The organism is Variovorax sp. YR266, assembly GCF_900107295.1.
In the GTDB taxonomy this organism is placed as follows: Bacteria; Pseudomonadota; Gammaproteobacteria; order Burkholderiales; family Burkholderiaceae_C; genus Variovorax.
The window spans coordinates 23698-47378 of the sequence record NZ_FNPM01000016.1; the positions used below are offsets into that span (position 1 = coordinate 23698).

The following is a 23681-nucleotide window of genomic DNA, read 5'->3' on the forward strand; positions in this document are numbered from 1 at the left end:
CTCAGCGCGACAGCTGTTGCACGGCGCGCACCGTGCGGTCGAAGTAGCTCGCCTCTTCCCGGGTGTAGCGCGGGCGCAGGTGGTCGGCGTCCTTGTAGGCGGGCGAACCGTCGGGCATCGTGCGGATGCACTGGTCGTCCTTGCACAGCGCCGCCATCGCATCGATGGCCTCGGCTCCGCTTGCCTGCGCGATCGCGCGCAACCGGTCATTGAGCTGCTTCTGGTCGGCCGGCAGCGGCGTCGTCGGCGTCGAGACCGAAGCCTCCATGTGCGTCAGGCGGCTGCCCTCGATCAGGCGCTTCGGCGTGAACTCCGGGCCACCGGGGTTGTCGAGCAGCAGAAAGACCTTCTTGTGCCGCGCCAGTTCGCGCAGCGTGACCTCCAGCGAAGCCAGCGAGCGCTCGATGCCGTCGCCCCCCTGAAACGGGTGGACCACGTTGTCTGCACCGCGGTAGTAGTACTCCAGGGCACCGTGGCCGACGAAGTAGCAATTCCAGCAACCGCCGATGACGACTGAATCGACCTCGGGGCTCAGCGCATAGGCCAGCAACGCAGTGCGCCGCTCGGCGCATCCGATGTTCTTGTCCGCGAAGACCCCCGGCACCGCCGGACACGCGCCCTGGGTCACGAACCAGGCCGACTTGTCTTCCATTGACAGCGTGCGGGCCAGTTCCATCACGCGCGGCGCGTACTGCTGCACGTGGCTGTCGCCCAGGAACAGCACCCGCTTGGGCCCACCGCCAACCTTGTAGACCAGCTGGTCGCCGATCATGTCGAGCTTGAAGCCCTGGTAGTAGTCGGCATCCAGTCCGGCGTTGGCGACGATCTGCAGTTGGGCGCTGTTGTTGCGCGGCTCGGGCACGCCGAAGAAGATCGCCGTGCCTGCAGCGGCCAGCAGCACCATCCCCGCGCCCAGTGCCTTGAGCGTGCCCGCGCCGGGGCGATTTCTCGCATAGCGCTCGACAAAGCGGTACGTGGCCCACGCGAGCAGCACGCTGGCCACCATCGCGCCGGCGCGGTAGACCGGCGACGGATGCAGCGGGTCGGCCTCCACGATGCGCACGTACGCAAGCAGCGGCCAGTGCCACAGGTACAGCGGATAGCTGATGAGCCCGAGCCACACCATCACCCGGTTCGACAGCAGGTACTTGTTCAGCACGCCGTTCGGCCCTGCGGCGATGCAGCTCACCGCGCCCAGCGTGGGCAGCAGCGCCCACCAGCCAGGGAACGCCTTGTTGCTGCGGATCATCACCAGCCCGAGCACGATCAACCCGACGCCCAGCACCGACTGCAAGTGGCTGCGCCACGCGCTCGGCGTCGGCGGCTTCAGCCGCATGCAGGCCAGGATGCCGCCCACCATCAGCTCCCAGAAACGGGAGGCCGGCGAGTAGAACGACGCCGCCGGCAACGGATGCACCGTCGTCACATTCACCAGGAACGAGACCACCGCGACCACCAGCACCACGCGCACGATCGGCCAGCGCTTGCGCCATGCGAGCCCCAGCAGCAGCGGCCAGAAAATGTAGAACTGCTCCTCGATGCCGAGGGACCACAGGTGCAGCAGCGGCTTGGTTTCGGCAGCCGTGTCGAAATAGCCCGACTCGCCCCAGAACACCAGGTTGGCGACGAACGCCGCGCCGCCCACGGTCTGCTTGCCGAGCTCGGCGAACTCGTCGGACAGCAGCAGATACCAGCCGGCGCACAGCGTCGCCAGCAGCACCACGATCAGCGCCGGAAAGATCCGCCGGATGCGCCGTGCGTAGAAGTCGCGGTAGCTGAAGTCACCCGCCGCGAGGCTCTGGAGAATGATGGTCGTGATCAGGAAGCCCGAGATCACGAAGAAGATGTCGACCCCGACGAAGCCGCCCATCAGTGCCGTTGGGAAGGCGTGATACACCAGCACGGACCCGACCGCGATCGCGCGCAGCCCATCGATGTCCGGACGGTACTTGGGATGCATCAATCAGTCAGTTGGCCGGCGCAACAGGCGCGACGACCGGCGGCGGCACGAACGGCAGGCCGCGCTCTTCCGACAGCCATTGCAGCACCGGAAACGCGCCCGGGAGCACCGGCGTCACGTCCAGCGGCAGCTGTTGCCAGGCCATCTGCTGGCCTTCGCGCATCTCGAACTCGCCGCTCCAGGCCGTCACCTTGCACCAGTGCAGGCGCACCAGCGCATGCGGGTAGTCATGCTCCGTGATCTTCCAGACCTCGGCGCCGTCGATGGTGATGCCGAGTTCTTCCTGCAGCTCGCGCCGCAGTGCCTCTTCAACCGTCTCGCCCGCCTCGATCTTGCCGCCGGGAAACTCCCAGAAGCCCGCGTAGGCCTTGCCTTCGGGCCGGCTCGAGAGCAGCAGCGCGTCGTCGGACAGGCGAATCAGCACGCCGACCGCGACTTCCGTGTGCTTGCGAGGCTCGCTCACGCGGCGCTCCGGCCCGCGTAGTCGCGCGCGAACTGGTAGGCCACGCGGCCGCTGCGCGAACCGCGCTCCAGCGCCCACACGAGCGCCTCGGGCCGCGCCGCCGCGATGGCTGCGTCGTCCACGCCGAACGACGAGAGCCACTGGCTCACGATCGTCAGGTATTCGTTCTGGCTGAAGGGATAGAAGCTCACCCAGAGGCCGAAGCGCTCCGACAGCGAGATCTTTTCCTCGATCACCTCGCCGGGATGGACTTCGCCATCGTCGGTGTGGGTGTACGTGAGGTTTTCCTTCATGTACTCGGGCAGCAGGTGGCGCCGGTTGCTGGTCGCGTAGATCAGCACGTTGGGCGTCGAGGCCGCGATCGACCCGTCGAGGATCGACTTCAGCGCCTTGTAGCCCGGCTCGCCTTCGTCGAAGCTCAGGTCGTCGCTGAACACGATGAATTTCTCGGGACGCTGCGACACAACTTCGACGATGTCGGGCAGGTCGACGAGTTCGGCCTTGTCCACTTCGATCAGGCGCAGGCCCTGCGGCGCATAGGCCTGCAGGCAGGCACGGATCAACGACGACTTGCCCGTGCCACGCGCGCCCGTCAGCAGCACGTTGTTGGCCGGCTTGCCTTCGACGAACTGCTGCGTGTTGCGCGCGATCTTTTCCTTCTGGACGTCGATTTCCTTCAGCGAATCGAGCGCCATCGCGGCCACGTGCTTCACTGGCTCGAGCACACCGTGACCCGAGTTGCGGCGGCGGTAGCGCCAGGCGATGGATGCGTTCCAGTCGGCGGGCGCGGCCAGCGGCTGCGGAAGGATCGATTCGATGCGGGAAATGAGCTGCTCGGCGCGCTCGATCAGCTTCTGGAACTGCTCGTTCATCGACGCCCGCCCGGCCGCCCGAAGGGCGTTGAGCTCCCCCTCGGGGGGCAGCGACGACACGAAGTGCGGAGCGTGGGGGTCATCACGATCTGTAGTCGGCGTTGATGGTCACATATTCGTGGCTGAAGTCGCAGGTCCACACCGTCTCGCTGGCCGTGCCGCGGCCGAGGCCAATGCGCACCGTGATCTCGCTCTGCTTCATCACGCGCTGGCCGTCTTCCTCGCGGTACGACGGGTTGCGCCCGCCCTTGACGGCGACGTGCACGTCGTCGAGGAACAGGTCGATGCCGGTCTGGTCGAGGTCGGCGATGCCCGCATAGCCGACGGCCGCCAGGATGCGGCCCAGGTTTGGGTCGCTGGCGTAGAAGGCCGTCTTGACCAGCGGCGAATGCGCCACGGCATACGCCACCTGCTTGCACTCGGCGGCATCGCGGCCGCCTTCGACCTGGATGGTGATGAACTTGGTCGCGCCTTCGCCGTCGCGCACGATGGCCTGCGCCAGTTGGCGGGCCACGTTCTGCATCGCGGCCACAAGCGCCTTACCGTCGGCCGAATCGAGCGAAGTGATGGTCGCGTGCGACGCCTTCTGCGTGGCGATGACCACGAACGAGTCGTTGGTCGAGGTGTCGCCGTCGATGGTCACGCGGTTGAACGAGGCGTCGGCCAGCAGCTTGGCCAGCGGCTGGATCAGCGACGGATCGATCTTCGCGTCGGTGGCCATGAAGCCCAGCATGGTCGCCATGTTCGGGCGGATCATGCCGGCGCCCTTGCTTATGCCGGTGATGGTGACGGTGACGCCGCCGATCTGAACCTGCTGGCTGAAGGCCTTGGGAATCGTGTCGGTGGTCATGATGCCTTCGGCCGCGCGCGCCCAGTGGTTCGCGTCGGCATCGGCCAGCGCAGCCGGCAGGCCCGCTTCGATGCGGTCCACGGGCAGCGGCTCCATGATCACGCCGGTGGAGAACGGCAGGATCTGTTCAGGCGCGATCTCCAGCTTGCGCGCGAGCGCGATGCAGGTGGAGCGCGTGCGCATCAGCCCGTCTTCGCCCGTGCCGGCGTTGGCATTGCCGGTGTTGATGACCATCGCCCGGATACCGTAGTTCGCGGCCAGATGGTCGCGGCAGACCTGCACCGGTGCGGCGCAGAAACGGTTCTGGGTGAACACCCCGCCGACCGCCGAGCCTTCGTCTATCAGCACGACGGTCAGGTCCTTGCGATTGGCCTTGCGCACGCCCGCTTCGGCCACGCCGATGCTAACGCCGGGCACCGCGAACAAGGCGGCAGGATCAGGGGCAGACAGGTTCACGGGCATGGGGTTTCTCTCGGTGAATGTGTTGCGGACTTCAGCTGAGCTTGCCGTGGCACTGCTTGTACTTCTTGCCACTGCCGCAAGGGCACGGATCGTTGCGGCCGACGCGGGCGAAGGCCAGGGCTTCGGCGCTCAGCGTGCCCAGACCGGCGGCCGCCAGGCGGCGCTGGCTTTCCTCGTCGACACGCACCTCGACTTCACCGGTTTCGGTCGGCGCGCTGTAGGTGATGTTGGCGACGTTCTCGCCACGGCTTTCGAGCGCTTCGGCGGCCTCTTCGAGCTGCTCGCCCGACTGCACGCGCACCGTCATCAGCTGGCGCGTGACTTCGTTCTTGACCGAGTCGAGCAACTGGCCGAAGAGTTCGAAGGCTTCGCGCTTGTATTCCTGCTTGGGCTGCTTCTGCGCATAGCCGCGCAGGTGGATGCCCTGGCGCAGGTAGTCGAGCGAGGCCAGGTGTTCGCGCCAGTGGGTGTCGATGCTCTGCAGCAGCACCATGCGCTCGAACTGGGTGAAGTTTTCCTGGCCGATCAGCGCGACCTTGGCGTCAAAGGTCTCGTTGGCGTTCTTCAGCACCTTTTCGACGATGTCTTCGTCGGCGATGGCGTCCGAGGCCTCGACTTCCTTCTTGAGCGGCATGTCGATGCCCCACTCGTTGAAGAGGCTCTTCTCGAGGCCGTCGAGGTCCCATTGCTCTTCGACCGATTCGCTCGGCACGTACTGGCGCACGAGGTCGGTGAAGCAGCCTTCGCGCAGCGCCGCGATCTGCGCCGTGAGGTCGCCCGCATCGAGGATGTCATTGCGCTGCTGATAAATCACCTTGCGCTGGTCGTTCGACACGTCGTCGTATTCGAGCAGCTGCTTGCGGATGTCGAAGTTGCGCGCCTCGACCTTGCGCTGCGCGCTCTCGATGCTGCGCGTGACGATGCCGGCTTCGATGGCTTCGCCGTCGGGCATCTTCAGGCGGTCCATGATCGCCTTCACGCGGTCGCCCGCGAAAATACGCATCAGCGGATCGTCCAGGCTCAGGTAGAAGCGCGACGAACCCGGGTCGCCCTGGCGGCCCGAACGGCCGCGCAGCTGGTTGTCAATGCGGCGCGACTCATGGCGTTCGGTCGCGATGATGCGCAGGCCGCCGAGCGACTTCACGAACTCGTGGTCCTTGGCCCATTCGGCGCGCACGTGCTCGATGTCGGCCTTCTTGGTGGCTTCGTCGCGACCTTCGTCGTTCTCGATCGCCTCGATCATCTTCTCGATGTTGCCGCCCAGCACGATGTCGGTGCCGCGGCCGGCCATGTTGGTCGCGATGGTGATCATCTTCGTGCGGCCGGCCTGCGCCACGATGTCGGCTTCGCGTGCGTGCTGCTTGGCATTCAGCACTTGGTGCGGCAGGCCCGCCTGCGTCAGCAGGCCGTCGATGATTTCGGAGTTCTCGATGGACGAGGTGCCCACCAGCACCGGCTGGCCGCGCTCGTAGCACTCGCGGATGTCCTGGATGGCCGCCTCGTACTTCTCGCGCGTCGTCTTGTAGACGCGGTCGAGCTGGTCTTCGCGCTTGCTGATGCGGTTGGGCGGAATGATCGTGGTCTCGAGACCGTAGATTTCCTGGAACTCGTAGGCCTCGGTGTCGGCCGTGCCGGTCATGCCGGCGAGCTTGCCGTACAGGCGGAAGTAGTTCTGGAAGGTGATGGACGCCAGCGTCTGGTTCTCGGCCTGGATCTCCACGCCTTCCTTGGCTTCCACGGCCTGGTGCAGGCCGTCGCTCCAGCGGCGGCCCGTCATCAGGCGGCCGGTGAATTCGTCGACGATCACCACTTCGCCCTGCTGCACCACGTAGTGCTGGTCGCGGTGGTACAGGTGGCGGGCACGCAGCGCTGCATTCAGGTGATGCATCAGCGTGATGTTGGCCGGGTCGTAGAGCGAGGCGCCCTCGGGCAGCAGCTTGAACTCGCCCAGGATGCGTTCGGCGTTCTCGTGGCCGTCTTCTGTCAGGAACACCTGGTGCGTCTTCTCGTCGACCGTGAAGTCGCCGGGCACCGTGACGCCCTCGCCCGTGCGCGGATCGGCTTCGCCTTCCTGCTTCTTGAGCAGCGGCACCACCTTGTTGATGGCAAGGTAGAGGTCGGTGTGGTCTTCGGCCTGGCCGCTGATGATCAGCGGGGTGCGGGCCTCGTCGATCAGGATCGAGTCCACTTCGTCGACGATGGCGTAGTTCAGGCCGCGCTGGACCCGGTCGCCGGGCTCGTAGACCATGTTGTCGCGCAGGTAGTCGAAGCCGTACTCGTTGTTCGTGCCGTACGTGATGTCGCTGCGGTAGGCGGCCTGCTTTTCCTCGCGCGGCATCTGCGGCAGATTGATGCCCACCGAGAGACCGAGGAAGTTGTAGAGGCGGCCCATCCAGGTCGCGTCGCGATTGGCCAGGTAGTCGTTCACCGTGACCACGTGCACGCCCTGGCCGGACAGCGCATTCAGGTACACCGGCAGCGTGGCGGTCAGCGTCTTGCCTTCGCCGGTGCGCATTTCGGAGATCTTGCCGTTGTGCAGCGCCATGCCGCCGAGCAGCTGGACGTCGAAGTGGCGCATCTTCATGACGCGCTTGGAGCCTTCGCGCACCGTGGCGAAGGCTTCCGGCAGCAGGTCGTCGAGCGATTCTCCCTTGATGACGCGTTCTTTGAATTCCTGCGTCTTGGCACGCAGCGCATCGTCGCTGAGCTTCTCGAACTCGGGTTCGAGCGCATTGATGCGTTCCACCGTCTTGCGATACTGCTTGAGGAGCCGGTCGTTGCGACTGCCGAAAATCTGGGTCAGGAAGTTGGTTGCCATGGGTGGAGATGGGCGGGCACCTGATACGGCAGGCACTTCGACCGGATTCCCTAAGATATGGTGAAAGCAGTTGGGCGCGCTTTCAATGAAAGCAAGCAGCCTTTTTCCGGCGCGAACGCCGGCAAACCGGGCATTTTAGCTGTCTTGTTTCTAACCCCTGGATTACGCATGTATCGCCGACTTCCCCCCGCCGTTTCACTGCAGCAAGCTGCAGAAGGCGCGCCCACCCTGGGCAGCCTGATGGCGCGCGCGCGCGACACCGCGGAGCGGCTCAAGGCCGTGGAAGGGCTGATTCCGCCGGCCATGCGCGGTGCCGTGCAGGCCGGGCCGGCCGAAGGCGACGTGTGGTGCCTGCTGGTCAAGGGCAGCGCCGCGGCCGCCAAGCTGCGCCAGCTGTCGCCGATGCTGGTGACGCGGCTCAAGAACCGGGGATGGGACGTGGCGACGATCCGGATCAAGGTGCATACCGGCCGCTGAGCAGCCAGTCTGCATTGCCTTTGATTTTTCGTCTGGAAGTAGATAATATTTCCAGATGACAACATCCCCCGCGCCTTCGGACGCCCAACTCCTGCTGCTCGACAAGCACCAGGTCGACACCCTCCTCTCCCCCGACGACGTTCTTCAGGCCGTGCGAGAAGCCTTCGTGCTGCACAGCGAACGCGAGGGCCGCGTCTTCCCGGTCGTACGAGAGCCGCTGCGCACGGGCGGGGTGTTCGGCATCAAGTCTGGTGACGTGCAGGCCCAGGGCCTGCTCGGCTTCAAGGCCGCGGGCTTCTGGCCGGCCAACCGGCAACGCGGCGGCGAGCCCCATCAAGCGACGATCCTGCTGATCGACCCAGCGACGGGCCGGCCGCTGTGCGTCATCGACGGCAACACGGTGACGACAGTGCGCACGGGCGCGGCAGGCGGGCTCGGCCTCCAGCAGCTTGCACGGCCCGACAGCACGCGGCTGTGCGTCTTCGGCACCGGCGTGCAGGCGCGCATCCAGCTCGACTTCGCGCTGCGCCTGGTGCCATCGCTGCGCGAGGTTCTTTATATAAGTACGAACGGCCAGCGCAATGCGGCGTTCGAGGCCCACTTCACCGGCCGCTGCGACATCGCGCCGGCCAACGACCGCAACACCGCTGTTGCCCAAAGCGACATCGTGATCACCGCCACCCCGGGCGGCGGCGCCCTCTTCGACCTCGAAGCAGTGCGGCCCGGCACACACCTGAATTGCGTAGGCGCCGACACCCGCGGCAAGCGCGAACTTCCCGAAGGCCTGTTGCCGCGCGTGCGGCTGTTCGTCGACGATCGCACGCAGGCGCAGCAGATCGGCGAAACGCAGTGGTCGCCCGACACGCCATGCGTCGAACTCGGCGATCTGCTGAGCGGCAAGACGGCTGTCGAACGAGCCGCCGACGACATCACCGTCTTCGACATGACAGGCCTCGCGCTGCAGGACCTGACCGTTGCGCGCCTGCTGCATGCGCGTGCGGCTGAAGCGGGCATGGGCACACGCATCGCCTGGCCCTGGTAGCGAGAAACCGGCACGAATTCCTTGAACGTGCCGAGGTGGCTTGTTCGGAGCCACCGCAGTTCCCGAAGCACCACGGCATCGGGGCTCCTGCGCTGAAAGCGTGAACTTTTCGATTCAAAGAAGAAAACGTTTTCAGCGCCGCCGAATGACTTTTTTTGCCAATTCTTGTCATTAATCGGCAACGAACAAGAGCGCGCACAACGGCCTTACGCGAATGCCGTTTGGAAAGCGCGAAATTCTTCCCAGTCCGAGATAAAAGCTCGCCCCTCAGCGGGCCGTTGAATCCATTGACGGCGGTCATTAATTGACAGCAAACGTCATTGTCCAACTCGAGCGTCAGTCGATACATTCCGCGGCCTGAGAGGTCCTGGCGGAGTACGGCAACACGCCTTGCGCCTGGAAGCACGAGGCGCGGGCTCTCCGGAATTCATGCCGCAAATCGAATCGCAATTTCGCGCGCACGCAAATCCGTCTTTGATCTCATGTTTTTAGATTTCCTTTTCCTCATCAATTGTTATGAATAATCTATATCGCGGTATCTGGAGCGAGTCGCCCGGCGCATGGCTAGCAGCCACCGAAATCACCAAGACTCATGGCAAAGGCAGCTTCAGACTGTCGGCAGTAGTTGCAGCAATTCTGGCTGCCGGCCTGCAGATGACGGCATCGGATGCCAGCGCATCCACCTACGCACCGGCCAACTGCAACTCCACAACCACGGCGACCATCGGGCAGGTGGCTGTTAGCGGAACAAGCGCTCAACCGGTCGATGGAACCGGGCCATGGTCCAACATCCTTGGCTGCAATACGAGTGGCAACGGTCTGGATGCCGTATCGGTGTTCGGAACCTACTCCCAAGGGGTTGGAAACGGAGCGGCCGTTTTCGGGTTCTCAAGCACAGCCGGCCAGTGGGCCAGCGCGCTTGGCCTCTCGGCAAATGCTTCCGGCACCGGAAGCACCGCGCTTGGCTTTGGCGCACAAGCTCAAAGCCTGAACTCGGTTGCAATCGGCGGAGCCGGTGGCGACGGAAGCACGGCTCTATCGGCGGCCAATTCAACGACCGCTTCAGGCGCCGGGGCCATTGCCATCGGCAGCAACTCGATCAGAGGGGCTCAAGCGACCGCCACGGACAGCATCGCGATTGGCGGGGCGGCTACCGCTGCCGGCCAAGGCAGCTTGGCTCTTGGCAATGGGGCTGACGCGAAATACGACGGCAGCGTAGCCATCGGAGCGGCCAGCAAGACGGCGGATTCGCTCGCCGCATTGCAAGGCGTAGCCGGCTACACACCTTCCCCGGGTGCTGCGATCTCCGGTGCGACGCCGGCTGGTGAAGTGTCTGTCGGGGCCAGCGGCAGCGAACGCAGGCTCACCAACGTCGCCGCAGGCGGTGCTCCGACGGACGCTGTCAATGTCAGCCAGCTGTCGACGGCGACTGCTTCGTTGTCCACCAGCCTGAACACGACGAACAGCAACGTGGCCAGCCTGTCCACCAGTTTGACCGCAACGAACGACTCCGTTGCGAGCCTGTCGACATCGACTTCCACAGGGCTGGGCATCGTTGCCGGCAACATCGACAGCCTGTCTACATCCACCTCGGCTAGGTTGAGCACTGCGACCAGCAGCATCGGCAGTCTCTCGACCGGTGTGGGCAATCTCTCGACGAGCCTGAACACAACCAATGGCAACCTCGGCAGCCTGAGCACGACGGTCAACACGATCAACGACAAGGGCACCAAGTACTTCCACACCAATTCGACGGCTGGCGATTCGGTGGCCAGCGGCCAGAAAGCGGTGGCGATCGGCCCGCTGTCTGTGGCCAGCGGCACCAACTCCTTCGCAGCGGGCAGCGGTGCGCAAGCCACGGGTCTGAACGCAATCGCCATCGGCACCGGGGCGCTGGCCACGGGCTCGCAGGCCATCGGCGCCAATGCCCGAGCGGGTGGTGGTGGCGTGGCGCTGGGTGACAACGCGGACGCCGGCGGCACGCCGCTGAGCCAGGCGCCGAACATCTCCAAGGGCACGGTCATCGGCTTCGGCGCCATCGCGCAGCAAAGCGGCGGCGTCGCGCTGGGCGCGGGCTCGGTGGCCTCCACCGCGGCGGGCGTGGCCGGCTATGTGCCGGCTGGCGCAGCAGCGCAGCACCGGGTGGCCATCCAGGCGACCACCAGCACGCAGGCCGCAGCGTCGGTGGGCGACGTGGCCAACGGCCAGTACCGCCAGATCACGGCCGTGGCCGCGGGTACGGCCGACAGCGATGCGGCCAACGTCGCACAGCTCAAGGCATCTGCAGCCACCGTGAAGGCCAGCAGCGTGCAGTACGCGACCAACCCGGACGGCTCGGTCAACTACAACCAGATCACGCTGGGCAACGGCCAGGCGCCGGGCGGCACGCGCATCGGCAACGTGGCGCCGGGCATCCTGCCGGGCGACGCGGTCAACGTGCAGCAGCTGAATCAGGTGCAGAGCCAGGTCGGCGACGTGGCCCGCATTGCCTACTCGGGCACGGCCATGGCCTTCGCGATGTCCGGCGCTTACTTGCCAACGCTGTCTCCCGGCGAGAAAACAGTGGGCGTGGGCCTTGGCAACTACAAGGGCTACAGCGCGGTGGCGCTGACCTTCAAGGCACTGTCCGACGACGGCAAGATGTCCTGGGGTGCAGGCCTGTCGACCACGGGCAAGGAGTGGGGCGTCAACGCCGGCGTCGGCTGGAAGTGGAAGTAACAAGCCACTGAATCAGCCTGCGGTGCCGGTGCCTGGCGTCGATGAACAGCAGTTCGCTAAGCGACGGCGGCAGCGCCGCCAAACAGCTCGGTCATGAACTGCGTCGACTTCAGACCGGTGCCGGTCAACAAGGCCACAGTCGCCTCGCTGGCCTTGATGTCGCCGCGCTGCGCCAGCACCTCCATGGCCGCCGCAGCCGAGGCGGAGGTCGGCTCCGCATAGAGCCCGCTTGCTGCCAGCCGGCGCACCGCAGCCGCGATCTGCTCCTCGGTCAACGCAACGGTCTTGCCCTTCGTCTCGCGCAACGCCTGCAGGATTTCCTGGAGCCGCACGGGCCGCTTGATCGCAGTGCCTTCGGCAATGGTCGGCTGCACGACACGGTCCACCAGCGTGTCGACTCCGGCGGTGAAGCTCGCATCGATCGGCGAGCAGTTCAGCGGCTGCGCGACAAAAATGCGCGGCAGCTTGCTGATCTGCCCCGCCGCCAGCAGCTCCTTGAAGCCGATCCAGCACCCGAGCACGTTGCTGCCCGCTCCAGTCGGAATGACGACGTTGTCGGGCGCGACAAAGCCCAGGTCTTCCCACAGCTCATACGCCAGCGTCTTCGTGCCCTGCAGGAAGAACGGATGCCAGTTGTGGCTCGCATAGAAGATCGACTCCGACTGGCGCACCGCCTCGTACTCCGACTCTTCGCGCGGCCCCGGCACCAACTGCACCTCTGCGCCGAAGGCCCGGATCTGCGCCACCTTCGGCGCGGGCGTGTAGCTCGGCGCGAGCACCTTCACGCGCATGCCAGCCGCCGCGCCTGCCGCGGCAATGGCTGCGCCGCCGTTACCCGAGCTGTCTTCCAGCACCGCGTCGACGCCGATCTGGCGCAGGAAGGACATCATCACTGCCGCGCCGCGGTCCTTGAAGCTGCAGGTCGGGTTGAACCACTCGAGCTTGAAGTACGGCTCGAGGCTGCCCCAGCGCTTCTGCACCAGCGGCGTGCAGCCTTCGCCCATGCTCGCGGGCTTGTCGATTGCCACGGGCAGCGCCGCGCGATAGCGCCAGAGCGAGCGGGTGCGCGAATCGATGTCGTCGCGCGAGATGCCGGGCAGCGGCGTGACCATCATCGGATGGCCGTCGTCCGAGCGCCATCGACGTTCGGACAGTTCGTAGTGCCTGCCGGTGCGTGGGTCGACATAGCGTGCGCGTTCTCTCGCGGTCATTCGAGGCTCCTGGTCAAAATTGGATAATACATCCAACACTGTACTTTTTGTACAAATTAGATTGTTCGTCCAGAGCTGGATACATTCCCCGGCATGAAGAAAAAGTCGAACAAGCAGGTCCTGGAGATGCTGCGCAACATGGCCGAAGGCCTGGGCCAGACCTTTGCGCCCTTCTGCGAAGTCGTGGTGCACGACCTGAGCAATCCGAAGAACGCGATCTACGCCATCGAGAACAGCCTCAGTGGCCGGGAGGTCGGCCAGTCGGTCACGGAGCTGGGTCTCGCGCGCATCCAAGACCCGGAGTTTCCGGCGGTGATAGCGAACTACGCCAACACCTTTCCCGACGGGCGCAAGGTCAAGAGCACATCCATCGGCGTCAAGGACGACAGCGGCGAGTACGTGGCCGCGCTGTGCCTGAACGTCGACCTGACGCTGTTCCAGAGCTTCCAGGCCGCGATCTCACAGTTCACGAAGATCGACGACAAGGAAGTGCACGAGCACATCGAGGCCGGCGGCAACCACTCGGACCGCATCCACGCGCGCATCGACGATTTCGCGGCCGCGCGCGCGACCACCTCGCGCTCGCTGAAGCCGGCCGACCGCAAGCAGCTGGTGCAGGAACTGAAGAAGGCAGGCCTGCTGGAAGTTCGCCGCGGCGCCGAGATTGCCGCCGCGCACATGGGCGTGTCGCGCGCCACGGTCTACAGCGACGCGAAGTAAGGCCCAACCTGTTCAGCCCGCTTACTGCGGCTGCAGGCCGATCTCGTGCGCGGCCTTCTGCCAGCGCTCGGCCTCCGAGCGCAGGAAGGCGCGCAACTCCGCCGGCGTCGAGCCCTTCATCTGCACGCCCAGCACCGACAGGCGCTCCCTCACCGACGGATGGTCGAGCGCGGCGATGGCCTCGCGGCGCAGCTTCTCGATCACGTCGAGCGGCGTGGTGGCCGGCGCGACCATGGCCCACCACTGGTCGATCTCCAGTCCCTTGAGCCCGTTCTCCGCGAGTGCGGGCACGTTCTGCAAGCCGGGGATGTTCGTCACGCGCTGCGTGCTCGTCACCAGCAGCGGACGGATGCGGTTGGCGCCCAGCAGGCTGGAGCCGCTGGCCAGCGTCGCGAAGTGCCCCGCCACCGTGCCCGCCGCCACGTCGGTGAGCGCAGGCGCCGAGCCGCGGTACGGGACCATGTTGAACCTGATCTTCGTGCGGCTCGCCAGCAGTTCGGCGGCAAGGTGGCTCACCGTGCCCGCGCCGCTGTGCGCGATGGCTGGCGGAGCACTCTTTGCAGCCGCGGTCTTCAGGAAGGTCTTGAAGTCCTTGCTGTCGTCGTCCATTCCCGCGAAGAACACCAGCGGCGAGGTGCCGATCATGGTCACGGGCGTGAAGTCGCGCAGCAGGTCATAAGGCAGCTTCGCCGTCACGGCCGGCGCAATCGCGTGCGGCAGTTCGACGATGGCGATGGTGTAGCCGTCAGGCGCGGCCTTGGCCGCCGCGTCGGTGCCGATCATGCCGGCGGCGCCGGGCCGGTTGTCCACGATCACCGGGCTGCCGATGGTCTGGCTCATGCGCTGCGCCATGGCGCGAGCAATCGCGTCGGTGCTGCCGCCGGCCGCCCACGGCACGACGAGCTTCACGGGCTTGTCGGGGTAGGCCGCCCACGCCGGTCGAAACGAAGCGAGCAGGGCCGTAGAGCCGGCGGCCAGAAAGGCCCGGCGTTGCATCGTCGGCATGGTGAATTCCTGAAGGAAGTTAGATCGGGCGGTCGGGCCAGCTCGGGTCGCCGGCCGCATTGGCGGTCAGCATCAGCACCACGTGCGCATCGGCCGCAATGGCATTGCTCTCGCGCAGCTGGCGCAATGCGGCCAGGCCGCCGGCAGCGCAGAGCTCGGCGCTGACGCCGAGCGAGCTGAGCAGCCGCCGGGCGGCGCGCGCTTCGTCGTCGCCCACGACCACCGCGCCGCCGCCCGTGGCGGTCGCGGCCTGCCACTGCAGGTAGGTGACGGTGGCCCCCGCGGTGGAAAACTGCGCGGTGTGGCCCGGGTAGCTGCCGTTGATGGCGCCGCCCGCGAGCACTCGCGCCAGGCGCGGGAACGGTTCCACCAGCCAGAGCCTGGGCAGGCGCCCGATGCGCCCCGCGGCCATGAGGTCGCGAAAGCCCGCGTAGATGCCCCAGGCCAGATCACCGCGCGCGGTGGGAATTACGATGTGGTCCGGCAGGCCGCCATCGGCCACGCATTCGAGTGCGATCGGCTTGTAGCCCTCGATGGCCAGCGGCGCGCTGCCCAGCGCGGGCAGGCGGTAGTTGGTCAGTGCGAAGTAGCCTGGGTGCTGCGAACGCTCGCGCACGAAGGCCCAGCGGCCCGCGTTGTCGGCGAACACATAGCGCCGCGCGCCAAGTGCATCGAGCTGTCGCGTGTAGGTGGCCGGCATGCCTTCGTAGGTTGCGACCTCGCAGCCCAGGCCCGCGGCCCATGCGTAGTGCGCCGCCGACACGGCCGCGTTGCCCGAGGAGGCAAGCACCAGCGTGTGGGCGTCGAAGTCGAGAGCCTGCGCCACGCCCACCGCTGTCATGCGGTCCTTGTGCGAGCCGGTGGGGTTGCGCGATTCGTCCTTGAGGGCCAGGCGCGCCACGTCGAACTGCTGCGCCAGCTCCGGCATGTCCTCCAGCGGCGTCTGCCCCTCCCCCAGCGCGAAGCCGGAGGTGTAGGGCATGGGCATCGCCTCGGCGCTGTCGGGCAGGTAGCTGGCACGCAGCGCCACGTGGAAGCCCGTGCGCTTGCATGCGGGGCAGCCGTCGTGCGACAGGGTGACCGGGTAGAGCGCATCGCACCGCAGGCATTGCAGGCCGCGCAGGTTCGGGTTGCGCACGGGCTTGGGTGCCTGGTCACGCACCAACCCCAAGGGATTACCCGGAGGATGAGCCAGGGGATCCGGGAGAGGAGCGGCGAACTTGAAGTCCAGAACGGGCAATGTCGTCACGGGTCATGCGTCAGAAGTTGTGACCAAATCTTATGCAATCGGAAATAAAATTATGCAGCCTCAGATACTCAACCGATAACAAGACTTATCGATGCGATTCGGCGAGATCGAAACCTTCCGGGCTCTCATGCGCGGCAGCTCCACCCGCAAGGCCGCTGCATTGCTGCATGTGACGCAGCCCGCCATCAGCCAATCGCTCAAGCGCCTCGAGACGCAAGCGGGGATGCTGCTGTTCCAGCGCACCGGCGGGCGGCTGGTGCCCACGCCCGAGGCACGCGCGCTGTGGGTCGAGGTGGAGCGGGTGTTCATCGGCATGGACGCCATCGAGCACCGCGTGCGCAGCCTGCGCGACTTCGGCGTCAGCCAGCTGGAGCTGAGCAGCTTTCCCGCCTACGGCCTGGGCTTCATGCCGCGCGCATTGGCACGGCTGAAGGCGCACCGCGGCGCGAGCCCCTGGCCGCAGGTGTCGCTGCAGGTGCTGAGCTCCAAGGACGTGCGCGACCGCGTGGCCATGGGCATCTCCGACTTCGGGCTGATGGCCGACGAGCTCTCGCTCGAAGGCATCGACCACTCCACCTTCTCGCGCTTTCCCGGCGTGGTGGTGATGCCGGCAGGCCACGCGCTGGCCCGCTTCAAGACCATCAAGCCTGAGCAACTGGCCGAAGCGCCCTTTCTCTCGCTCAACCCCGAAGACCCTTCGCACCAGCGGCTCGAAGCGGCATTGGCCCCGCACGGCGTGGCACTGCGGGTGCTGGTGCAGACCCCCTATGCGGCCAGCGTGTGCGAGATGGCGTTGCGCGGCCTGGGCGTGGGGCTGGTCAACCCGATCACCGCGCTCGACTACGCGGAGCGCGGGCTGGTGGTGCGCAAGTTCTCGGTCGACGTGTACTTCACCTGCCTGCTGGCGCTGCCGGCAGGAAAGGTGCTCTCGGCCACGGCGAGGGACTTCATTTCGCTGATGCGCCAGCAGCTGGCCGAGGACGAGAAGCGGATACAGCGCTACCTGCGCTGATCCCCCCACGGTTCACTTCCAGGTGAACTCGTGGTTCAGCCCGATCACGAAGCCGCGCACGCCCTGCGGCCCGGTGCGAGATGTGCTCACGTCCACGCTGATCAGCGGCGTGATGCTGAAGCGCCCGCCGATGCGCGAGGTCCACAGGCCCGCCGCCCGGTTGCGCTCCGCGATGAGCGACACGGTGTCGTTCAGCGCCCATTCGACGCCAATGCCGCCGCGCGGCGTGCGCGCACCGGTTCCGTTGGCCCAGTCGGCACCTGCGTTGGCGTGGATCTGCAGGCTCTCGAGTGGCCGCCACGTCAGGGGCACCACGAACTGCCCGCCCGCGCGGCCGCCGCGCTTCAGGTCGAACACCGCGCCCATCGACACGGCGGCGCTGAACGGCGCGTCGGCCGCCTGTCCGTAGAAATTCCACTTGAGCTGCGGTCCGCCGGTGACCGAATGAACGCCGCTCACCGAGGTGCGGTCGAAATTCAGGCCCAGCTCGACCGGCCCGACGCGGCAGGCGGGCCCGAAATGAAACCCCGTGACAGGCTCCACACCCGTGCGGCCCCACCAGGTCTCGTACTGGCATTGGCCCGGGTCGAGCGTGCTCGCGTCGTCCACGTCGAAATGCCCTGCGGCGTGTGCGCCCGGGCTCGCGGCCAGGTTCGCGAACAGGCAGGAAGCAGCAAGCATCCAGCCGCTGCATGGCGGTCGGGTTGTCGTTCTGTCGTGCCTGTTGTTCTTCATCGTGCGCGTCCCGGAGCCCTCGAACCATTCTAGGGACGCCGAAAGTAGTCGCCATGACGCAGGCGGCGCCGGCCTCAATCAACCGGCCTTCTTCAGATCTCGAACTGGGGCTGCAGCTCGCGGATGCGCTTGATGGCCACGCCGGCCGCGGCCGTGCGCGTCTCCACGCCGAGCTTCACGTACACCCGCTCCAGGTGCTTCTTGGCGGTGGCCGGGCTGCTGCCCAGGATCTCGCCGATGTCCTTGTTGGTCTTGCCCTTGACCACCCAGTAGAGCACCTCGGCCTCGCGCGCCGTGAGCTTCAGGCTCAGGCTCATGGCTTCGATGACGGCGGTGTCGGACACCTCGCGCATGATGATCATCCACTCGTCGCCGTCGTCGTCGCTGCTGGTCTGCTGGTGCAGCCGCAGCGTGAGGCTGCTCGCGCCCTGCACGATGGACAGCGCCGGCGGCTCGATGCCGCGCTGGCGCGCATCGGGCGTGTGGCTGCGCAGCCATTCGAGCACGGCGGGCGGCGTCTCGGGCGCGCGCGTGTCGCAGTAGCGCTGCAGCAGGTCGCGCGCCAGCGCGGTCTGCCAGATCAGCCGGCCTTCGGGCAGGCGCACAGTGATGCTCGCGTAGCCGAAGGCATCGAGCGCATTGCGCGCCTGACCGGCTTGCCGCGCGTCCTGCCGTGCGCGGCGCGCGCCCTGCAGGTGCACGTTCATGCGCGCCAGCACTTCCTTCGGCTTGATAGGCTTGGTGACGTAGTCGACCCCGCCGGCCTCGAGCGCGGCCACCAGGTGCTCGGTCTCGGTGAGCCCCGTCATGAACACGATGGGAATGTGCGCCGTCGCCGCATCGGCCTTGAGCCGGCGCGCCACCTCGAAGCCGTCGATGCCCGGCATCATCGCGTCGAGCAGCACGATGTCGGGCCGGGCCTGCGCGGCGCGCTGCAGCGCCTGCTCGCCATTGGTGGCAATGAGCACGGTGTAGCCAGACTCGTCGAGCGCGTCGTGCAGCACCGCGAGGTTGTCGGGCACGTCGTCGACGATCAGCACGAGGTCGCTGTTGGCGCCCTGCTGCTCGCGCAGGGTCTTGGCGAGCGGTGATGTTTCCATGGCGGGAGGTGGCGTCGTCGAAGTCATGCGGCGCTTTCGACGGCTTCGGCCAGCGCACGGCTCATGGCCTCGAACTGGAACTGGCGCGCCAGCACACGCTGGGCTTCGGTCCACGACGCGCACTCGGGCTGCGCGGCGTCGATGTCGTCGAGCTGGTTCATGATGCCGCGAAAGTAGCCCAGGCTCACGGCCTCGTCGAGCGCACGCAGGCGGGCCAGCGAAGGCGCCTGCATCACGCGCGGCGCCACGGCGGCAACCGGCTTCGCGGCGGCATCGGTCCATTGAAGCCCGAGCCGGCGTTCAAGCCAGTCGAGCAGCTCGGTGTGGCGCACGGGCTTGACGAAGAAATCTTCCGGCGCAATGCCCACGTCGTTGTCCAGCCCCTTGTCGAAGGCGTTGGCCGAGACGATGGCCACCGAGGCCTCGGTCAGCCCCAGCTTGCGCGCGCGGCGAATGGTCTCCCAGCCGTCGATGCCGGGCATCGCGAGGTCGACGAACATCGCGTCGGGCCTATAGCCGGCCGCGATGAGGTCGAGCGCATCGTGCCCGCTGGCCGCGCTGCGCAGCTCGAAGCCCAGCGGCGCGAGCACATGGCCCAGCAGGTCGCGGTCGGCCTCCTCGTTGTCGACCACCAGCAGGCGGCGACGCGGACCTTCGTAGCCGCGCCGCGCGCGCTGCACCGGCATCGGGCGGCCGGTGCCGGCCACCGTGTCATGCACGCGCGGCAGGAACAGGCGCACACAGAAGAGCGAGCCCTCGCCCGGCGTGCTCTGCACCTTCATCTCGCCGCCCATCAGGTCGGTGAGCATCTTGGCGATGGTGAGCCCCAACCCCGCGCCCGGTGCGGCCGACATGCCTGCCGCATTGCCGCGCGCAAAGGGTTCGAAGATGCGCTCGATGTCCTCGGCCGGCATGCCGGGGCCGGTGTCCTCGATCTCGATGGATGCGAACTCCCGCGCATAGGCCAGCCGCAGTGTGACCTGCCCCGCCGCCGTGAACTTGATCGCATTGCCCAGCAGGTTGATGAGGATCTGCAGCACGCGCTTTTCATCCGCACGCACCACCTCGGGCAGCGGCCCCGCCGCCTCGAAGCGAAACTGCAGCCCCTTCTCCGCGGCCTGCAGCTCGAACATGTCGGCCAGCTCGCGCAGCGTGTCGGCAAAGCGCATGGGCCGCGCATGCAGCGTGAGCTTGCCGGCCTCGATGTGCGCGATGGCCAGCGTGCCTTCGATGAGCGACAGCAGATGTTCCCCGCCGCGCTTGATGACCGCCACCGCCTGCTGGCGGTGCGGCGGCACCGAGTGGTCTTCGCCCATCAGCTGTGCATAGCCCAGGATGCTGTTGAGCGGCGTGCGCAGCTCGTGGCTGATGGCGCTGATGTAGCGGCTCTTGGCCTGGTTGGCCTGGTCGGCAGCCTGCTTGGCCAGCTCGGCCGCGAGCTTGGCCTGCTCCGCGATCTCGCGGGCTTCGTCGGCCGCCTGCTTGGCGGCCTGCAGGGCGCGGTCGGTCTCGCGGTGCAGCTCTATTTCGCGCACCAGCAGATGAGTCTGGCGGTTCGATTCTTCCTGCGCCACCTTGCGGCTCTGGTGCGCCAGCACCAGCCACCACGCGACGATGCCCGCGATGACCAGCAGCGCCATGTACGCCTTGAGGAAGCCCGAGCGCAGCGACAGCTTCTGCACGCCGGCCAGCGCCGCGGCCACGTCGGCCTCCGACGCCAGCTCCAGTGCGCCTTCGCCGAAGGCACGCAGCTCCTGCTGGTAGAGCACGCCGAACACCACGGCCAGCAGCGGCACGATGACGAGCATCAGCAGCAGGAAGTGCCCGAGCCCCGTGTCGAGGTAGCGCCAGCTGCGGCGCGGCAGCAGCCAGCGCAGCACCGTCGACCATTGCGAAGACAGGCTCGCATGCGGCTTGCACAAATCGCCGCAGCGCGCGTCGAGCGTGCAGCACAGCGAGCAGATCGCACCCTGGTACGCCGGGCAGTGCGCCATGTCCGGCCCCTCGTACTCGCGCTCGCAGATCACGCAGTGCTGCACCTTCAGGCGCTGGTAGCTGCCCGTTTCGACCTTCGCCCAGCGCACCGCACGCGGGCCCTCGGCAGGAGCGAAGGCCACCGCGCCATGCGCCTCGTCGGTGCCGCGCGCCAGGTAGTACTTGCCGCCCGTCGCCCAGGCCAGCAGCGGCGATGCCACCAGCGCCGTGCCGAGCGCGATCAGCGCCGAGAAGGCCTGCGCCAGCGGCCCGAACACGCCCAGGTGCGCGGTGATCGACAGCACCGAAGCCAGCGCCATCGCGCCCACGCCCACCGGGTTGATGTCCCACAGGTGCGCGCGCTTGAACTCGATGCCCGGCGGCGACAGCCCCAGCGGCTTGTTGATGACGAGGTCGGCCACCACGGCCATCATCCAGGCGATGGCGATGTTGGCGAACAGGCCGAGCACGTCGCCCAGCGCCTCGAACACGTTCATCTCCATCAGCATGAAGGCGATGAGCGCGTTGAACACCACCCACACCACACGCCCCGGGTGGCTGTGTGCCACGCGCGAGAAGAAATTGCTCCAGGCCAGCGAGCCCGCATAGGCGTTCGTCACGTTGATCTTGAGCTGCGAGATCACCACGAACAGCGCCGTGGCCGCCACCGCCCAGCCGTAGTTAGGAAACACGTACTCGTAGGCCGCGAGGTACATCTGGTTCGGATCGACCGCACGGTCGGCCGGCACCATGTGCGTGATCGCCAGGTAGGCCAGCAACGCCCCGCCCAGCATCTTGAGCACCCCCAGCACCACCCAGCCCGGGCCGCCGGCCAGCACCCCGGCCCACCAGCGGCGCGCCGTGGTCGCGGTTCGCGCGGGCATGAAGCGCAGGTAGTCGGCCTGCTCGCCCATCTGCGTAATGAGCGCAATGCCGACCGTCAGGGCAGCGCCAAACAGGTGCAGATCGAAGCCTTTGGTGCCGGAGCGAACCCCGTTGTAGTGCACGATGCCCGCAAACGCACCAGGATCGCGCACCAGCACGTAGGCAAAAGGCACCACCAGCATCAGCAGCCACAGCGGCTGCGTCCACAACTGCAGCCGGCTGATGGCCGACACCCCGTGCGTGACCAGCGGAATCACCACCAGCGCACACACCAGGTAGCCCCAGACCGGCGGGATGCCCAGCGCCAGCTCCAGCGCGTAGGCCATCACAGCCGCCTCGAGCGCGAAGAAGATGAAAGTGAAGCTCGCGTAGATCAGCGAGGTGAGCGTGGAGCCGATGTAGCCGAAGCCCGCGCCGCGCGTGAGCAGGTCCATGTCGACGCCGTAGCGCGCCGCGTACACGCTGATCGGCACGCCCGCCAGGAAGATGATGAGCCCCGTCGCCAGGATCGCCCAGAAGGCGTTGGCAAAGCCGTACTGCACCAGCAGCGTGGCGCCCACCGCCTCCAGGATCAGGAACGACGCCGCCCCGAAGGCCGTGTTGGCCACCCGCCATTCGGACCACTTGCGAAAGCGCTGCGGCGTGTAGCGCAGCGCGTAGTCTTCCAGCGTCTCGCTGGCCACCCAGCTGTTGTAGTCGCGCCGCACCTTGACGATGCGCTGCGGCGCGTCGTCGGGGGTGGTGGGTACGGCGTCGGGGTTCACACCGTTTCGGTGCATCTTTCATGCCACCCGTACGGCTTTTGGCGAACAGGGCACGACTGTTGCAAAGAAGCCGGCTTGCCCATAATGGCCGCCACTCTCTGCCACCCGATGCCGATCCCATGGAACTGACTCCGCGCGAAAAAGACAAGCTGCTGATCTTCACCGCGGCGCTGCTCGCCGAACGCCGCAAGGCCCGCGGCCTGAAGCTCAACTACCCCGAAGCCATCGCACTGATTTCGGCCGCCGTGATGGAAGGCGCCCGCGACGGCAAGAGCGTCGCCGAGCTCATGAGCGACGGGCGCGCCGTGCTCACCCGTGCCGACGTGATGGACGGCATCGCCGAGATGATTCCGGACATCCAGATCGAAGCCACCTTCCCTGACGGCACCAAGCTGGTCACCGTGCACCAGCCCATCGTCTGAAATTCAAAGAACAAAAGGACTTTCCATGCGCCACAACGCCTCCAGAACCCTCGCCCTGCTCGCCCTCCTGCTGCCGCTCGCAGCCAGCGCCCACACCGGCGTCGACGGCGGGCTGCACCACGGTTTCACCACCGGCTTCCTGCATCCGCTGACCGGCGCCGACCACCTGGCCGCGATGGTTGCGGTCGGCTTCTGGAGCGCACTGGCCGCGCGCCGTGCCTGGCCCGATCTGCTCTGGGCGCCCCTCGCCTTCGCCGGCATGCTGCTGGTAGGCGCGCTGATGGGCCTGGCCGGCGTGCAGCTGCCGGCGGTCGAGCCGATGATCGCGGCCTCGCTGCTGGTGCTGGGCCTGCTGGTCGTCACCCGCGTGCGTCTGCCGGCGGTGGTGGCCATGGCGGTGGTCGGCGTGTTCGCGGTGTTCCACGGCGTGGCCCACGGCTACGAACTGGCCAGCGAACAAGGCGCGGCCCTCACGCTGGCCGGCATGGTCTGCGCCACGGTGCTGCTGCACGCCGCCGGCATCGCAATGGGCTGGGCGCTGCGCCACGCCAACGCATGGCTGCCGCGCGTGGCCGGCGCCGCGGTGCTCGGCCTGGGCGCGACGCTGCTGGCCCAAGCCATCTGAGGCCGGCCATGATTCCCGGCGAACTCTTCACCGACGACGGCGAGCACGCGCTCAACCCCGGCCGCCGCACCCTCACGCTGGTGGTGCAAAACACCGCCGACCGGCCGATCCAGGTCGGCTCGCACTATCACTTCGCCGAGACCAATGGCGCACTCGGCTTCGACCGCGAGGCCGCGCGTGGCATGCGGCTGAACATTGCCTCGGGCGCAGCAGTGCGCTTCGAGCCAGGCCAGCAGCGCACGGTCGAGCTGGTCGATTTTTCCGGCGATCGCATCGTCTACGGCTTTCGCGGCCTCGTTCAAGGGAAGCTCTGAAAC

General features: G+C 66.9%; 19 protein-coding genes. 8 read left to right on the forward strand and 11 right to left on the reverse strand.

The genetic code is table 11. The features are described 5' to 3' along the window. Window position 1: 1 nt before the first annotated feature. The 5 genes from BLW48_RS29825 to secA all read right to left on the reverse strand — a co-directional run bounded on the left by BLW48_RS29825 (window position 2) and on the right by secA (window position 7425). Complete coding sequence (locus tag BLW48_RS29825; protein WP_093179192.1) at window positions 2-1960, reverse strand: acyltransferase family protein; 1959 nt, start codon at window positions 1958-1960, stop codon at window positions 2-4. A gap of 7 nt (window positions 1961-1967) precedes the next feature. Continuing rightward, window positions 1968-2423 carry an NUDIX domain-containing protein gene (locus tag BLW48_RS29830; RefSeq protein ID WP_093179193.1) on the reverse strand — a complete coding sequence of 152 codons (456 nt, stop codon included), beginning with the start codon at window positions 2421-2423 and terminating at the stop codon, window positions 1968-1970. Next, window positions 2420-3295, reverse strand: coding sequence for an ATP-binding protein (locus BLW48_RS29835; RefSeq protein WP_093179195.1), 876 nt, complete (start codon window positions 3293-3295; stop codon window positions 2420-2422). Before BLW48_RS29835 ends, BLW48_RS29830 begins: the two co-directional genes overlap by 4 nt. 82 nt (window positions 3296-3377) lie before the next feature. After that, on the reverse strand, window positions 3378-4607 hold the full coding sequence (gene argJ, locus BLW48_RS29840) for a bifunctional glutamate N-acetyltransferase/amino-acid acetyltransferase ArgJ (protein ID WP_093179196.1): 1230 nt from the start codon (window positions 4605-4607) through the stop codon (window positions 3378-3380). A gap of 31 nt (window positions 4608-4638) precedes the next feature. After that, window positions 4639-7425: a preprotein translocase subunit SecA gene (secA, locus tag BLW48_RS29845; protein WP_093179198.1), complete on the reverse strand. Its 2787-nt coding sequence runs from the start codon at window positions 7423-7425 to the stop codon at window positions 4639-4641. Between the two features lie 168 nt (window positions 7426-7593). Between secA and BLW48_RS29850 the strand changes: the two genes are divergently transcribed. The 3 genes from BLW48_RS29850 (at window position 7594) to BLW48_RS29860 (ending at window position 11662) form a co-directional block, all read left to right on the forward strand. Next, the gene (locus BLW48_RS29850) at window positions 7594-7902 is read left to right on the forward strand and encodes a hypothetical protein (RefSeq protein ID WP_093057434.1); all 309 of its coding nucleotides are present in this window, start codon (window positions 7594-7596) and stop codon (window positions 7900-7902) included. A 55-nt stretch (window positions 7903-7957) separates the two neighbouring features. Continuing rightward, window positions 7958-8944: an ornithine cyclodeaminase family protein gene (locus BLW48_RS29855; RefSeq protein ID WP_093179199.1), complete on the forward strand. Its 987-nt coding sequence runs from the start codon at window positions 7958-7960 to the stop codon at window positions 8942-8944. A 516-nt stretch (window positions 8945-9460) separates the two neighbouring features. Then, window positions 9461-11662 carry a YadA-like family protein gene (locus BLW48_RS29860; RefSeq protein WP_093179201.1) on the forward strand — a complete coding sequence of 734 codons (2202 nt, stop codon included), beginning with the start codon at window positions 9461-9463 and terminating at the stop codon, window positions 11660-11662. Between the two features lie 56 nt (window positions 11663-11718). Here BLW48_RS29860 and BLW48_RS29865 read toward each other — a convergent pair whose 3' ends face one another. After that, window positions 11719-12873 carry a threonine synthase gene (locus tag BLW48_RS29865; RefSeq protein WP_093179202.1) on the reverse strand — a complete coding sequence of 385 codons (1155 nt, stop codon included), beginning with the start codon at window positions 12871-12873 and terminating at the stop codon, window positions 11719-11721. A 93-nt stretch (window positions 12874-12966) separates the two neighbouring features. Between BLW48_RS29865 and BLW48_RS29870 the strand changes: the two genes are divergently transcribed. Next, window positions 12967-13593: a helix-turn-helix transcriptional regulator gene (locus BLW48_RS29870; protein WP_093057430.1), complete on the forward strand. Its 627-nt coding sequence runs from the start codon at window positions 12967-12969 to the stop codon at window positions 13591-13593. Between the two features lie 21 nt (window positions 13594-13614). Here BLW48_RS29870 and BLW48_RS29875 read toward each other — a convergent pair whose 3' ends face one another. Continuing rightward, window positions 13615-14598, reverse strand: coding sequence for a Bug family tripartite tricarboxylate transporter substrate binding protein (locus tag BLW48_RS29875; RefSeq protein ID WP_093179204.1), 984 nt, complete (start codon window positions 14596-14598; stop codon window positions 13615-13617). A 19-nt stretch (window positions 14599-14617) separates the two neighbouring features. Beyond that, window positions 14618-15847 carry a threonine synthase gene (locus BLW48_RS29880; RefSeq protein ID WP_093179205.1) on the reverse strand — a complete coding sequence of 410 codons (1230 nt, stop codon included), beginning with the start codon at window positions 15845-15847 and terminating at the stop codon, window positions 14618-14620. Window positions 15848-15938: 91 nt separating this feature from the next. On the opposite strand from BLW48_RS29880, the gene BLW48_RS29885 reads away from it, so the two are divergent. Continuing rightward, entirely contained in the window at window positions 15939-16859 is a 921-nt protein-coding gene (locus BLW48_RS29885; RefSeq protein ID WP_093057427.1) for a LysR substrate-binding domain-containing protein, read from the forward strand. 12 nt (window positions 16860-16871) lie between these two features. Here the strand turns inward: BLW48_RS29885 and BLW48_RS29890 are convergent, their stop codons facing one another. From BLW48_RS29890 to BLW48_RS29900, 3 genes are all read right to left on the reverse strand, one after another. Further along, window positions 16872-17540, reverse strand: coding sequence for a hypothetical protein (locus tag BLW48_RS29890; RefSeq protein ID WP_256331006.1), 669 nt, complete (start codon window positions 17538-17540; stop codon window positions 16872-16874). A gap of 146 nt (window positions 17541-17686) precedes the next feature. Beyond that, window positions 17687-18694 (reverse strand): response regulator transcription factor, encoded by a 1008-nt coding sequence (locus BLW48_RS29895; protein ID WP_093057426.1) that lies wholly within the window; start codon window positions 18692-18694, stop codon window positions 17687-17689. A 23-nt stretch (window positions 18695-18717) separates the two neighbouring features. After that, on the reverse strand, window positions 18718-22332 hold the full coding sequence (locus BLW48_RS29900) for a hybrid sensor histidine kinase/response regulator (protein WP_093179207.1): 3615 nt from the start codon (window positions 22330-22332) through the stop codon (window positions 18718-18720). Between the two features lie 104 nt (window positions 22333-22436). On the opposite strand from BLW48_RS29900, the gene BLW48_RS29905 reads away from it, so the two are divergent. From BLW48_RS29905 to BLW48_RS29915, 3 genes are read left to right on the forward strand one after another with little or no spacing between them, the layout of a single operon-like run. Further along, entirely contained in the window at window positions 22437-22739 is a 303-nt protein-coding gene (locus tag BLW48_RS29905; protein WP_093057424.1) for an urease subunit gamma, read from the forward strand. Between the two features lie 25 nt (window positions 22740-22764). Next, entirely contained in the window at window positions 22765-23364 is a 600-nt protein-coding gene (locus tag BLW48_RS29910) for a HupE/UreJ family protein (RefSeq protein ID WP_093179208.1), read from the forward strand. 8 nt (window positions 23365-23372) lie between these two features. Next, window positions 23373-23678, forward strand: a complete 306-nt coding sequence (locus BLW48_RS29915) for an urease subunit beta (RefSeq protein ID WP_093057422.1) — start codon at window positions 23373-23375, stop codon at window positions 23676-23678. Window positions 23679-23681: the final 3 nt, after the last annotated feature.